The 13,608-nt window shown below is 70.5% G+C and carries 11 protein-coding genes; 2 read left to right on the plus strand and 9 right to left on the minus strand.

Annotated features, from left to right (window positions below; translation table 11 throughout):
- Window positions 1–170 precede the first annotated feature (170 nt).
- The 6 genes from FNV62_RS14140 to FNV62_RS14165 form a co-directional block, all read right to left on the minus strand.
- A complete protein-coding gene (locus FNV62_RS14140; protein ID WP_225900257.1) occupies window positions 171–953 on the minus strand; it encodes a DUF1684 domain-containing protein in 783 nt (260 codons plus the stop codon).
- An 88-nt stretch (window positions 954–1,041) separates the two neighbouring features.
- The gene (locus FNV62_RS14145; protein WP_144315257.1) at window positions 1,042–2,340 is read right to left on the minus strand and encodes an NtaA/DmoA family FMN-dependent monooxygenase; all 1,299 of its coding nucleotides are present in this window, start codon (window positions 2,338–2,340) and stop codon (window positions 1,042–1,044) included.
- Window positions 2,337–3,416, minus strand: coding sequence for an LLM class flavin-dependent oxidoreductase (locus FNV62_RS14150; RefSeq protein ID WP_097284062.1), 1,080 nt, complete (start codon window positions 3,414–3,416; stop codon window positions 2,337–2,339). The genes FNV62_RS14145 and FNV62_RS14150 overlap by 4 nt, the downstream gene beginning before the upstream one ends.
- A gap of 51 nt (window positions 3,417–3,467) precedes the next feature.
- Window positions 3,468–4,229, minus strand: a complete 762-nt coding sequence (locus FNV62_RS14155; RefSeq protein WP_097284063.1) for an amino acid ABC transporter ATP-binding protein — start codon at window positions 4,227–4,229, stop codon at window positions 3,468–3,470.
- Between the two features lie 46 nt (window positions 4,230–4,275).
- Window positions 4,276–6,030: an FAD/NAD(P)-binding protein gene (locus tag FNV62_RS14160; protein ID WP_144315258.1), complete on the minus strand. Its 1,755-nt coding sequence runs from the start codon at window positions 6,028–6,030 to the stop codon at window positions 4,276–4,278.
- Window positions 6,027–6,884 carry an amino acid ABC transporter permease gene (locus tag FNV62_RS14165; RefSeq protein WP_075027795.1) on the minus strand — a complete coding sequence of 286 codons (858 nt, stop codon included), beginning with the start codon at window positions 6,882–6,884 and terminating at the stop codon, window positions 6,027–6,029. Before FNV62_RS14165 ends, FNV62_RS14160 begins: the two co-directional genes overlap by 4 nt.
- Window positions 6,885–7,318: 434 nt before the next feature.
- Here FNV62_RS14165 and FNV62_RS14170 point away from each other — a divergent pair, with 434 nt between their 5' ends.
- A complete protein-coding gene (locus tag FNV62_RS14170) occupies window positions 7,319–8,272 on the plus strand; it encodes an ABC transporter substrate-binding protein (protein WP_143601217.1) in 954 nt (317 codons plus the stop codon).
- Between the two features lie 115 nt (window positions 8,273–8,387).
- Here the strand turns inward: FNV62_RS14170 and FNV62_RS14175 are convergent, their stop codons facing one another.
- On the minus strand, window positions 8,388–9,623 hold the full coding sequence (locus FNV62_RS14175) for a DUF5685 family protein (RefSeq protein ID WP_143601218.1): 1,236 nt from the start codon (window positions 9,621–9,623) through the stop codon (window positions 8,388–8,390).
- 290 nt (window positions 9,624–9,913) lie between these two features.
- Between FNV62_RS14175 and FNV62_RS14180 the strand changes: the two genes are divergently transcribed.
- On the plus strand, window positions 9,914–10,354 hold the full coding sequence (locus FNV62_RS14180) for a cell division protein SepF (RefSeq protein ID WP_054234440.1): 441 nt from the start codon (window positions 9,914–9,916) through the stop codon (window positions 10,352–10,354).
- A 39-nt stretch (window positions 10,355–10,393) separates the two neighbouring features.
- On the opposite strand, the gene FNV62_RS14185 is transcribed toward FNV62_RS14180, so the two are convergent.
- Window positions 10,394–11,584 carry an acyl-CoA dehydrogenase family protein gene (locus FNV62_RS14185; RefSeq protein WP_054234441.1) on the minus strand — a complete coding sequence of 397 codons (1,191 nt, stop codon included), beginning with the start codon at window positions 11,582–11,584 and terminating at the stop codon, window positions 10,394–10,396.
- A 338-nt stretch (window positions 11,585–11,922) separates the two neighbouring features.
- Window positions 11,923–13,530 carry an MFS transporter gene (locus FNV62_RS14190; protein ID WP_097284067.1) on the minus strand — a complete coding sequence of 536 codons (1,608 nt, stop codon included), beginning with the start codon at window positions 13,528–13,530 and terminating at the stop codon, window positions 11,923–11,925.
- Window positions 13,531–13,608 lie beyond the last annotated feature (78 nt).

A 13,608-nucleotide genomic window follows, 5' to 3' on the forward strand; every position in this document is an offset into this window, starting at 1 on the left:
GCGCAAGGGCGCCTTTCGGCCGTGCAGCGTTCAACTGACGTACCACCAGCGGCAGTTGATCTTCCCAGACTCAGGTGTGCGGATCGCGTGTGGATCGTCGGGGCACTCGAGGCGTCTGGAGAGCTTGGAGGAGTGAGCGGAGGGCGTGGAGGGCGTGGCGGAGTGAACCGTCAGAGCAGCGTGCGCTCCCCCGCCGGAACGGCCACGCCCAACGTGTTCCCGGGCGGCGGGAAGGGGCAGATGAAGTGGTCGGCGAACGCGCACGGCGGAAGCACGGCCCGGTTGAAGTCCACCGTCGTACGCCCCTCGGCGTCGGGTGCGGAGGGGCGCAGGAACCGGAAGCGGTAACTGCTGTCCCCGCTGGTGGTGTCGGCGAACACGGCCCACAACGAGCCGTCGCTCTCCACCGACACCTGGAGCGTGAGGTCCTCGCCGTCCAGGGTGAAGGCGAGGATGCCGCCGAGCCCCAGACCGCGGGCGACTCCGTCCGCGTTCTCCACATGTACGGTCCGGCTCTCGCCGTACGGCGTGAAGTGCCCCGGCACCGACCAGCGAGGGTCGTACGGCGTCGCCTCGACGCCCTTGAAGGCCGCGCGCGCCTCGGAGGCGGGGTCGAAGTCGCGTACGCCCCAGATCCCTTCGCGCACCAGAACGACGAACCGGCGCTCGCCGAGCCCGACCCGGGCGTCGGCCGCCGAGCCGGGGTCGGCGTCGAGCCGGACCTCGCCGGTGAAGGGCTTTCCGTCCAGGCTCAGACCGTCCTCGGGGGCGGCCGTCAGCAGGACCCCGTCCTCCTGGTCGGTCCACAGCCCGGGGATGTCCGGAAGTCGCCCGTCCGGATAGTCCTCCAGCCAGTGCGTGCCGGTGAGCGCCAACGGGCCGTAGGAGCCGGACACCGTCTCGACGCGGCGCTCGTGCCACCGCTCCCAGTCCTCGGATGCGTCGTCGAACACGTCTGCGGATGTCCCGTCAGATACGTCTGCGGATGCGTCTGCGGATGCGTCTGCGGATGCGTCTGCGGATGCGTCTTTCGTCATGTGATCAACCCTTCCATACGGGTTCCGGCAACCCGAGGTGTGAGCGCAGCGTCGTGCCTGTGTATTCCGTGCGGAAGGCGCCCCGCTCCTGGAGCAGCGGGACCACCCGGTCCACGAACTCGTCCAGTCCGCCCGGGGTCAGATGGGAGACGAGGATGAAGCCGTCGGCGGCGCCGGCCGTCACGAACTCGTCGAGTTCGGCGGCGACCGTCTCCGGCGTGCCGACGAAGGACTGCCGCCCGGACGCCTCGATCACGGTCTGCCGGATGGACAGCCCCTTCGCCCGCGACAGGGCCCGCCACCTCTCCGCCACCGCGAGGGGGTCGGCGACGCGCACCCGCCCCTGCGCGAGGGCCGGCTCCGGCTCCGGGTCGATGTCGGGCAGGGGTCCGTCGGGGTCGTACGAGGAGAGGTCGACGCCCCAGATCCGCTCCAGTGCGAGGAGCGCGTTCTGCGGGGAGACCTGCCGGTGCCGGATCTCGGCGGCCCGCTCCCGCGCGTCCGGCGCGGTGTCACCGAGCACGACGGTGACACCGGGCATGATCTTCAGGTCCTCGGGCGACCGCCCGTACGTCGCCAGCCGCCCCTTCACATCGGCGTAGAACTCCCGGCCGGCGTCCAGGGTCCCGTGCCCGGTGAAGACCACGTCCGCCGTGGCCGCGGCGAACTCCCGGCCCTCGTCCGAGTCCCCGGCCTGGATGACGACGGGCTGCCCCTGCGGTGAGCGCGGCAGCCCGAACTCCCCCGCGATGTCGAAGTGCCGCCCCTGGTGGGCGAAGGGGCGCGCCACGCCTTCCGGCGTCCAGGAGTCCCACAGCTCTCGTGCGGTGGCGACGAATTCGCCGGCGCGCGCATACCGGTCCGCGCGGTCGAGGAAGCCGCCGCGGCGGAAGTTCTCCCCGGTGAAGGCGTCGGAGGAGGTGACCACGTTCCAGGCGGCCCGGCCCCCGCTGAGGTGGTCCAGCGTGGCCAGTCTGCGGGCGAGTTCGTAGGGCTCGTTGAAGGTCGCGTTGACCGTGGCGGCGAGCCCGAGCCGTTCGGTGACGGCGGCGAGCGCGTTGAGCACGGTGATCGACTCCGGTCGGCCCACGACGTCCAGGTCGTGGATGCGTCCCTTGTGCTCGCGCAGCCGCAGCCCCTCGGCGAGGAAGAAGAAGTCGAACAGGCCGCGTTCGGCGGTGCGCGCGAGGTGTTCGAAGGAGGCGAACTCGATCTGGGACTTCGAGCGCGGGTCGGTCCAGACGGTGGTGCTGTTGACACCCGGGAAGTGCGCCGCCAGATGCATGCGCGTGCGTACGGTCATGACGCTCCCCCGGTCACGGCGTACTGGTTGGCGGGCCGGGCCAGTCCCAGGTGCTCCCTGAGCGTGCTGCCCGGATAGAAGGTGCGGAACAGACCGCGGTGCTGGAGCAGCGCCACCGTTCCGTTCACGAGCCGTTCCAGGTCACGGTGCGGCTCGACCGGGGCGAGGTGGAAGCCGTCGACGGCCTCGGACGCGTGCCAGGCGGCGATCAGCTCGGCCAGGTCGACCGGGCCGCCCCGGTACAGCGGCCCCTGCGCGGTCTGCCGGGGACCGCCACCCCCGTGGCCCGGCTCGGCCGCGCGTTCCCCGTCGCCGAGGTCGACGACGAGTGAGCCGAGGACCCGCAGGGTGTCGGGGTCGCGGCCGAACTTGGCTGCCGCGTCCCGGAGTTCGGCCCGTACGGCCCGGGCCTGCGCGGGTCCCACGACCCGGACGAGCGCCACGTCGGCATACCGGGCGGCGACCCGCCGGGCGGGCCCCTCGGTGGCGTCGACGACCCGGACGGGGTGGCCCTGCGGGGGCCGCGGCACGATCGAGGGGCCCTTCACGAAGAAGGTGGCGCCCCGGAAGTCGACGTGGTGCAGCTTGTCCCGGTCGACGAACCGGCCGGTGGCCTCGTCGCGTATCTCGGCGTCGTCCTCCCAGCTGTCCCAGAGCCGGGCGGCCACCTCGGCGATCTCGCCGGCCTCCCGCCACAGCGCGTCGGCGGGTGCCGCGTGCCTGCGGCCGAAGAGTCGCGCCTCGCCCTCGGTCGTCGACACGTCGAGCTGCCAGCCGGCCCGGCCGCGGCTGACCCAGTCGAGGGTCGCCACCGCCGCCTGGACGTGGAAGGGCTCGGTGTGGGTGGTGGTCACGGTCGGCACCAGACCGATCCGGCGGGTGGCGGGCGCGACACGGGAGAGTACGGCGAGCGCGTCGGGCCCGGGGCGCGCGAAGGTGTCGCCGAGCGTCACGAAGTCGAGCCCGCCACGCTCCGCGAGCTGCGCCGGCCCGACGTACGAGGCGGCGTCGAAGGCCGCCTGTTGATCGAGGGCGGCGGCCAGGTGCAGCAGCCCCCGGCCGTGCGGTGCGGTCATATCGGGTGAAACCTTTCTCCGGTAATCCGATCAGAGCCCCCTGGTGAGGGATCAAAGAACCTTGGACAGGAACGACCGCGTCCGTTCGTGCCGCGGCCGGTCGAGTACGTCACCGGGGGCGCCCTGTTCGACGATCCGCCCGTCGTCCATGAAGACGACGGTGTCGGCGACCTCCCGGGCGAACCCGATCTCGTGCGTGACGACGATCATCGTGGTGCCCTGGTGGGCCAGGTCCTTGATGACGTCGAGGACTTCGCCGACCAGCTCGGGGTCGAGCGCCGAGGTCGGCTCGTCGAAGAGCAGCAGCTTCGGCTCCAGGGCGAGTGCGCGGGCGATGGCGACGCGTTGCTGCTGGCCGCCGGAGAGCTGCTTCGGGTAGGAGTCGGCCTTGTCGGCGAGCCCCACCCGGTCGAGCAGCGTCCGCGCCGCCTCGACGGCGTCCTTGCGCGGACGCTTCAGCGCGGAGACCGGGGCCTCGACGATGTTGTCCAGCACGGTGAGGTGCGGAAAGAGGTTGAAGTTCTGGAAGACGAACCCGATGCGGGTGCGCTGCCTCAGGATCTCGCGCTCGCGCAGCTCGTACAGCTTGTCGCCGGAGCGCCGGTACCCGACCAGCGAGCCGTCGACGCTGATGCGGCCCCGGTCCACCTTCTCCAGGTGGTTGATGGTGCGCAGCAGCGTGGACTTGCCGGAGCCGGACGGGCCGAGGATCACGGTGACCTCGCCGGTGCGCACCGCGAGGTCGATGCCCTTGAGCACGTCCAGCGGGCCGAAGCTCTTGTGGACGGACCTGATGTCGACCATGAAGGTCATCGTGTGAATCCCTTGTGCTGGCAGTGGAGTTGACGGTCGGGATGGGTTACGCGACGGCCCGACACGCAAGATCGCGCAGGAAAGCCAGCGCGGCTCGCGCGGTGGCGTCGTTCTGCCGGAACGCGGGCCCGCCGGTGCGCGGCCGGGTGAAGGCGCCGGGGGTACGCACGTCGGTGTAGGGCCCGAGCGCGAAGCGCCGCGGATGCGGCCGGCCGCCCCGGTCGAGGATCCGCCCGTCGGAGCGGTCCACCCGCAGCAGCCCCTCCGGGGTCTCGACGGCACCGTCGGCGTGCAGTTCACGCAGCAGCGGGTCGAGGGCGCGCCCGACGGTGGGCTCGGGCAGCCGCGCCTCGACGAGCGCCCGCGCCTCGATCGTCTCGCCCGGCACGGTCGCGCTCGACGCCCGGAACACCCCGTCCTCGGCGACCACCGCCATGTCCGCGCCCACGAACCGCACGACGCCCGCCCGGGACAGCGCGAGCATCTGCCGCAGCCGGGGTCCGGGCGGCCCTGAGGCGAGGTAGCTGAAGAAGCCGTGCCACCAGGGTCCGACGTCTCCGAGCCGGATCAACTGCCCGTAGACGGAGAGGAGTCCGAGAAAGACGGCCAGGTCAGGGCTGTTTCCGGGATCATGGCGGCGCCGCAGATCTCCCTCGACGTACGCCCGGAGCCCGTCCTGGAACTCCTCGTGCGACGCGTACCGCACCCCGTCCAGCGGACGGTCGAGCGCCGCGAGGTCGAGCCGGTCGGCGGGGTCGGGCACGGCGGATGCCACGAGCGCCTCGCGCTCCGCCGCCTCCCCGGCCGCGTACTTCTCCTCGAAGTCGGCCCAGGCGATCGCCGTCCGCTCGGGGTGGACGGTGAACAGCCGGTGGTAGTGCGCGAACCCCAGCTCCTTCTCGATCGACGGCCACACGTCCCGCCGGAAGTCGAAGCCCTCCGGCCGCGCCAGCAGCGCGTCGACCTCGGCGGGCCCGAAGAACCGTGGCAGCGGCGGCCGTTCACCGGTCCAGTCGTAACCGATCTTCGAGTGGTACGGCACTCCGCGCCGCGATCCGACGTACAGCACCGGTTCCCGCCCCGACGGAAGGTAGGTGTCACCGTCGTACCGCCCGCCCCGCCCCTCCGTGAGCAGCACCATCAGGTCGACGAAGGCGAGCCCGAAGCCGCGCACGAGAACGGGTTCGCCGGGCGCGAGCGAGGACAGGTCGCTGTCGGCGGTGAAGTCGGGCGGCAGATGGACCAGGTCGTGGGCATGGGCGTACGTCGCCAACTCGCCCTGCTCCTGGTCGAGTTCGGCGTCGAGGTGGCCGAGCGCGAGAACGACGAGGTCGGCGAGGAGGGGACGCGGACGGCCCTCCAGCCACACCTGCTGGCGCCCTTCGCGCGGACCGCTGACACGCAGGGCCCTGCACGGGTGATGGTGGACGGTGACGTCCGGCGGCAGGGCGGCCACGGCCTGCTCGTGCACCCAGCTCAGGTATGCCCCTTGCAGCTTCCGGTCGGCGAAGGTACGGCCGTCGATGGCCGCCCATTCGTGCAGCGTGGGACCGGGGCGCACGGGCCCGTCCATGACCACCGTCTCGTCGGTGAACATGGTGACGTCCTCGGCGTGCGAGTTCATCCACAGCAGTGGCGACTGCGCCTCGCGCCAGATGCGTCCGGCGCCCGGTGGATGGGGGTCGACGAGATGGATGTCGAGTCCCGAACCGGCGTACAGCTCGGGCGCGTTGGCGGCGATGCGTTCGATGAGACCGGTCCCCCGCGGCCCGGCCCCGACGATCACGAGAGAGGCCTTCACCGGGTGCGCTCCGAGCCGCGCGCGTAGTGCTTCTCGACGTAGTACTGGCCGAGGCCGAGGACGGAGGTGACGACGGTGTACCAGATGGTGGCGACCATCAGCAGCGGGATGACCTGGTAGGTGCGGTGGTAGACCAGCTGCACCGAGAAGAGCAGGTCCTGCACGGCGATGACGCTGATGATCGAGGTGCCCTTGAGGGTGCCGATCAGCATGTTCCCGGCGGGCGGCACGATGGAGCGCATCGCCTGCGGCAGAACGATCCGCCACCAGCGGCGCCACCGGCTCAGACCGAGCGCCTGCGCGGCCTCGATCTGCCCCCGGTCGACGGAGAGGATGCCACCGCGCACCACCTCGGCGGCGTACGCGGCCTCGTGCAGGGTGAGCCCGATGATCGCGACCGCGATCGGGGTGAACAGATTGACCGTCTTCACGCCGAGGAGCTCGGGATACAGCGCCCCGATGTTGAACCACAGCAGCAGCTGCACCAGGATCGGAATCGACCGGAACAGCCACACATATCCCCAACTGACGCTGCGCAGCACGGGATTGGCGGACAACCGGGCCGCAGCGAGCAGCGTCCCCAGCGCGAAGCCGAGCACCATCACCACAGCCGTCAGCCACAGGGTGAGCCACAGGCCGCGCAGCACGGAGTCCGAGGTGAAGTAGTCACCGACCACTCCCCACTGGAACGCCTTGTTGCGGACCACGGAGGTGACGGCGAGCCCGAGCAGGACGAGTACGGCGACGGCTGCCGTCCACTGGCCCAGTCTGCGCTGCGGAACGATCCGCAGGGAGTCGGCCTGCTCCGGTATGTCCGGTGCGGCGGATGTTTTGGCGAGGGTGTCGGAAGACATGCGAAGACTCCGTGACGTAGTCGAACACGGGTGGATGCCTTCACACGAAGCGCCTCGCGGCGCTGTACGGCCGAGCCCCTCAGCAGGGCCGTCCACCGAGAGTACGGGCCCGTTTCCCCCCGCTGTCAAGGCTGTCCATACTGTGAGCCGTACGTCTCAAGTCGGTTGACGCACAACCGGATGCCTGTTCCACTTGGCCCATGCATCCACAGCAGTGGCTGGTCAAGCGCTCCCACATCGACTTCGGTCGAGTGTGGTCCTCTTCCTGTTGAGCCGACCCACTGCGCGCCCCGATCGCTTGATCCTCTGATCAATCCGATCGCCCGATCCCTCGGTCGACCGGGCGCCCTTCGCGTTCTCCCTCCCTCTCGCCTTCACACGCGCACCCCTCCCCTCGGGTTCTGCTCACTCTTGCTCTCAGGAGACCGCACACCATGCGTACGTCCACGCGTACCCGTTATAGGCATTTTGCGCCTTTTGCCCTCATCACCTCGACGGCCCTGCTCCTCACGGCATGCGGCTCCGGCTCGGAGGACACGACCGGCACCGCGGCGAATGCGGCGGCCAAGGCCGACAAGATCCCCACCACGGACGTCGTCTCGGCCGTCCCGAAGGACGAGGCCGCCGCCAAGCTGCTCCCGTCCGGCGTCACCAGCCTCACCGTGGCGGTCGCCGTCGGCGGTACGCCCCCCGGCACGACGTACCTGGACGACGGCAAGACGCTGACGGGCCAGGACGTCGACTTCGCGGACGCCGTGGCCAAGGTGCTCGGCATCGAACTCAAGACGGAACAGGCCGGTTTCGAGGCGATCCTGCCGGCCCTGGACAGCGGCAAGTACGACTTCGGGGCCAGCAACTTCGGCGTCACCGACGAGCGGCGCAAGACGATCGACTTCGTCACCTACATCAACGACGGCCAGGGCTTCGCCACGCGCTCCGACAGCAAGTTGGCCAAGATCACCGATCTCGAGCAGCTGTGCGGCCTGAACGTCGCGACCGGAGCGGGCACCACCTTCGAGGCGACGCTGGAGGAGAACAAGAAGGTCTGCACCGACGCCGGCAAGAAGGCGTACAAGGTGCAGACCTACAGCGAGCAGGGCGCGATCTGGTCCTCACTCCAACAGGGCCGCAGCGACCTCGTGATGAGCACCATCAACGGCCTGCGCTACGCCGTCGCCCACCAACAGGGCGTCAAGTTCCTCAACGAGTACCACCGCCTCGACGTCGGCTTCGCCTTCAAGAAGGACACGAAGCTGGCACCGGCCTTCCAGGCGGCGGTGAACAAGCTGATCGCGGACGGCACGTACGACAGGATTCTCAAGAAGTGGGGGACGACGGGTTCCGCGATAGAGAAGTCCCAGATCTCGCCGCCGGAACTGAACAACTAGGCACGCCTGCCCCCGCGCCCGAAAGGGCGCGGGGGCGGAGACAGCAGCCCCCCGAATGAGCAGGCCCGAACCGCTGCGGCCGCGTAATCGCCCACGCCGCCGTATACGAAGTTCGTCACAGTCCGCAGTCGCAGCACGAGCAGCATTCACAGCACTCACAGATCTCACAGGCCTCGCAGCAACTGCAGTCACAGTCGCAGTTGCCGAGGCAGCCCTCGCGCCTCCTTCGCGACCACGGCCCCTCGAACTCGTCGGCACAGCACACCTTGCAGGTGCAGCACAGCCCGATCGCGGCCGCACACCCGGCCCAGAAGCCTCGCCTGCCGGGCCCGGGCGGCGGGAAGGAGGAAGCACCTCCGAAGGGGTTGCCGCCACCGGCGTAGGGATTCTGCCCGTCGTACGGGCTCTGCGGGCTCTGCGGGTTGTACGGCCCACCGTGCTGCGGCGGCCCGAAAGCCCCCCGCGCACCGTCCTCGTGGTCCTGGTGCCCGCACCCCGAGGTCCCGAACGCGCGGTCCACCGATCGCCCCAGCTCGTGCGCGAGCAGCAGATGCGCCAGCTTGCCGTCCGTGAACTCCACCTCGCGCAGCGCGAGCCGTATTCCGTGCAGAGCGTCATCGGCGAGCCTGCGCGCCTCCACGAGCGGGGTGCCGGTGGCCGTGAGCGGGTTCCAGGCTCCCGACGCGGCGTCAGTTTCCCGGTCCTCCACGGCGTCCAGCAGATGCGCGAGCCGCCCGAAGAGCCGGCCGGCCTCGGCGAGCGGCTCGGCGTTGCCCGGTCGCCCGGCCAGGACGGCCGTGTGCGCGAAGGCGGCGGCGGTCGCGGTCTCGGTGGGCTCGGTGACGGTCAGAAGCGGCGTCCCGGGACCGGCGAGCGCCTCGATGCCGACCTGCCGGTCGACGGCGTCGACGAGTACGGCGGTGTCGAAGCCCACGTCGGATCCGGTACGGGCCCCTGCGCGCCCCCAGCTCTCGGCGACCCGGCGGGCGGCGAGCGCCACCGGCCTGCGCGCCAGCAGCCCGTCCTTGTCCGCCACGTGGTCGCGCACCTTGGCCGAGGCCAGCACCAGCGAGACGGCGGCGGCGAGGCGGGCTCCCTCACCCTGGGCGACGGACGCGGTCCGCATCCCGCGCAACGGGCACGGCCCCGCCGTACGCCGCCACCCGGTGGTGCGCTCGACCTGAGCCTCCGTCAAAACCGATATCAGCAGCCCGTCGTAATTGGTGACAACCCGAGCGAACTGTCCGTGGTCTCCGCGCAACGCGAGACAGAGTCCGCACAGATGCGCCATCCACTGTGTTTTGAGCCCCTCACCGAGGCGGTGGCTGCAGGGCCTCACGATTCCGAACACGACACTCCCCCGTGCCTCGTTTGACGTTGAGCTGCGGCATCGTATCGACCCCTTCGTTCACCCGTACGCCCCGACCGTCACCCGAACGCCGTCGAGAATCATATTTCACTCACAGTCAGCAGCCGTACACCGCAAGACCCTTGGGGCACGGGGGCTCTCGACGAATTCGCTGTGCACCAGTACCGTCACGAAACCCCCGCGCGGCGTCTATCCACTTGGCGCGACATCCGCATCATGGACGACCATGGGGATGCGGAAAGCAAGAAAGACCGCTGTGAGAGGAGGCGTCCATGGGATCGGTGCGCAAGGCGAGTGCCTGGCTTGGCCTCGTCGACGACAACGATGACGAGCGTTACTACGACGACGACAACTACGCCGAAGGACAGGACTCCGGCGATGCCTGGGTCACTGATCCACGCGTGAAGGTCGCGTCCGAGACGGCGGAAGAGACAGGCCGCCGGATCGGCACGGTCACCCCGGACAGCTTCCGGGACGCACGCGGCATCGGCGAACTCTTCCGGGAGGGCGTCCCGGTCATCATCAACCTCACGGCCATGGAGCCCGCCGACGCCAAGCGCGTGGTGGACTTCGCGGCCGGTCTGACCTTCGGCCTGCACGGCACCATCGAGCGGGTCGCCACCCGGGTCTTCCTGCTGACCCCTGCCAACACCGAGATCGTCAGCGGCGAGGCCCCGGGACGCCAGACGGACGGCTTCTTCAACCAGAGCTGAGGCAGGGCCGCTCACCGGCCCTGCTCTCCGGTGCTCGACTCACCGAAAGGCGTCGAGTCCGGTGAGCGCCTTGCCCAGCACGAGTTGATGCATCTCGACGGTGCCCTCGTAGGTGAGCACCGATTCGAGGTTGGTCGCGTGCCGCATCACGGGGTATTCGAGCGAGATCCCGTTGGCACCGAGGATGGTACGGGCGGTCCGGCAGATCTCGATGGCCTCCCGTACGTTGTTGAGCTTGCCGAAGCTGACCTGCTCGGGACGGAGCCGTCCCGCGTCCATGCGCCGCCCCAGGTGGTGGGCGAGCAGAATCCCCTTGTGCAGTTCCACCGCCATGTCCGCCAGCTTGGCCTGGGTGAGCTGGAAGCCGCCGATGGGCCGCCCGAACTGCTCGCGCGTCTTCGCGTACTCGACGGCGGCCTCGAAACTGGCCCGCGCGGCGCCCATCGAGCCCCACACGATCCCGTACCGCGCGTGCGACAGACAGCTGAGCGGGCCCTTGAGCCCGGTCACGTCCGGCAGTACGGCGTCGGCGGGCAGCCGTACGTCGTCGAGTACGAGCTCGCTGGTCACGCTCGCCCGCAGGGACCACTTGTGCTTGATCTCGGGAGCGGAGAACCCGGGGGCGTCGGTGGGCACGACGAACCCCCGAATCCCGTCCTCACTCTGCGCCCAGACGACCGCGACCCCGGCCACGGACCCGTTCGTGATCCACATCTTGCGTCCGTTGAGCACCCAGTCGCCGCCGTCGCGCTTGGCGTACGTCCGCATGGCGCCCGGGTCGGACCCGTGGTCGGGCTCGGTCAGCCCGAAGCACCCGATGACCTCGCCGGCGGCCATGCCCGGCAGCCACCGCTGCTTCTGCTCCTCGCTCCCGAACCGATGAATGGCGTACATGGCGAGGGAGCCCTGCACGGAGACGAGGGACCGGATGCCCGAGTCGGCGGCCTCCAGCTCCAGACAGGCGAGCCCGTACTGCACGGCGGTCGCGCCCGCGCATCCGTACCCCTCCAACGACATCCCGAGCGCCCCGATCCCGCCCAGCTCGCGCGCCAGCTCCCGGATCCCGGGCAGCTCGCCCTTCTCGTACCACTCGGCGACGTACGGCAGCACGCGGTCCGCGGCCCAGGTCCGTACGGTGTCCCGGATCGCCAGGTCCTCCGGGTCCAGGAGGTCGTCGAGGCCGAGGGGGTCGGTGGGGTCGAAGGGCGGGAGCTTCGGGGACGCGGACATGGGGGCAGCCTCCGGCACGCTAAAACTAGCACCGCTAGTTACGGTCTCGCCCCGACGGTACGACCCAGCGTCCCGCACGTCCAGTACCTCCCCCACCCACGCACCACCGGTTTCCAGCACGCTGACACGTGCGGGTCCCCCGCGGGGGTGAAGCGCCATCGGTGACTTCCGGTTCGTTCGGGGGGCTCGGGTGGCGGTTCCCCGCCGCGACGGTGCTCAGCCACCGGTGGGCCGCTCTCCGAGCGGACCGGCGGGCGCCGACGGCGGGCAACCCCCACGGGAGACCCGCACGTGTCGGCATGGTGGAAACGGGTGGTGCGTGGGTGGGTGAATCTCGGCTACGCCGAGACGCGGGACTCCGCAACCCCCCGAGGCGCCGGAATCTCCGCCGAGCCCGCCGCGGGCACCCCACACTCCATGACCCGAGGCAACCGCAACGCCATCCCCGCCCCCAGCAACAACAACCCCGCACTGACGAGCAACGTCACATGCAGCCCGTGCACGAAGGAGTCCCGAGCCGCGTGACGCAGGGCCGCCCCCCGCACCCCGCCGAGCCGCGCGGCGACGTCGTACGCCTCTCCCAGCGAGTGCCCCGCCGCAGCGGAGTCCCCCGGCGAGACCCCCGGTACGGACGACAGTCCGGGCGCGTACGCCGCGTTCATCACACTCCCCAGAAGCGCGATCCCGATCCCCGCCCCCAGCTGGTACGAGGTCTCACCGATCGCCGCCGCCCCACCCGCCTGCGCCGGCGGCGCCTCGCTCAGCATCGACTCGTACGCCCCGAAGAGCGTCGTCTCCAGCCCGAACCCGAGCAGCACGAATCCGAACAACAGCAGCCCGGTGTTGTCGTTCCCGCCCATCGCGGTGAGCGTGACCACGGCCACCGCCGTGAGACAGAACCCGAAACACACCATCGCGCGGGGCCCGAACCGCCGCAGCAGCCGCGCCCCCGCGAGCCCCGCGGCCATCGCCGCGAAGGTGAGCGGCAGCAGTCGCAGCCCGGTCTGCAGAGGCGAGAGCCCGAGGACCAGTTGCAGGTACTGCGCGGCGATCAGCTCGAGCCCGACCAGCGCGAGCATGGCGAGGACGATGCAGCACACGGACGTACTGAACGCGGGCCGCGAGAACATCCGCAGGTCCACCAGCGGATGCGCACGCCGTCGCTGGCGCCGTACGAAGGCGAACATCAGGGCGCCGCCCACGAGCAGCGAGGCCAGCGTGAACGGACCGAGCGGCCCTTCACCGCCGCCGAGCCGCTTGACTCCGAGCACGAGCCCGAAGAGTCCGGCGGCGGCCATCAGGGCCCCCATCACGTCCCAGGGACCGTCGCGGTCGCCGTAGGACTCGGGCAGCAGCAGCCGTCCGATCGGCAGGCTGATCAGCATCAGCGGGATGTTGACGAGGAAGACCGATCCCCACCAGAAGTGTTCGAGGAGGAACCCGCCGAGCAGTGGCCCGACCGCCGCGCCCACCGCGGCGACCGCGCTCCAGATGCCGATCGCGAGCGCCCGCTCCCGCCGGTCGGGAAAGACCTGGCGCAGGATCGACAGGGTCGCGGGCATGATCATCGCGCCGCCGACGCCGAGCAGGGCGCGCGCGCCTATGAGGACCTCGGCGCTGTCGGCGAGCGCGGCGATCCCGGAGGCGATGCCGAAGAGTCCGTATCCGAGGAGGAGCACACGTCTGCGACCCACCCGGTCACCCAGCGTGCCGAAGAGGATCAGCAGCGCGGCGCAGACGAGCGGATAGACGTCGACGATCCAGAGCAGTTCTATCGCGCCGGGCTTGAGGTCCGCGGTGACGGCGGGCACCGCGACGTGCAGCACGGTGGCATCGAGGGCCACGAGGAGCAGGCTGACGCACAGCACCACGAGGACGACCCAGCGGTTGGCACCGGCCCCGGCCTCCCGACGGCGACGCGCGGCGGCCGTGGTCGTCCCGGACATGTACGTACCTCCCAGATGTTCCCTCGCGTTCGGCGATCCGCTGGGTGGGGACTCCCTGCGGCTGCGGTCCAGGAGGAG

This window comes from Streptomyces sp. RLB3-17, from assembly GCF_007113425.2.
Classification (GTDB): Bacteria; Actinomycetota; Actinomycetes; order Streptomycetales; family Streptomycetaceae; genus Streptomyces; species Streptomyces mirabilis_D.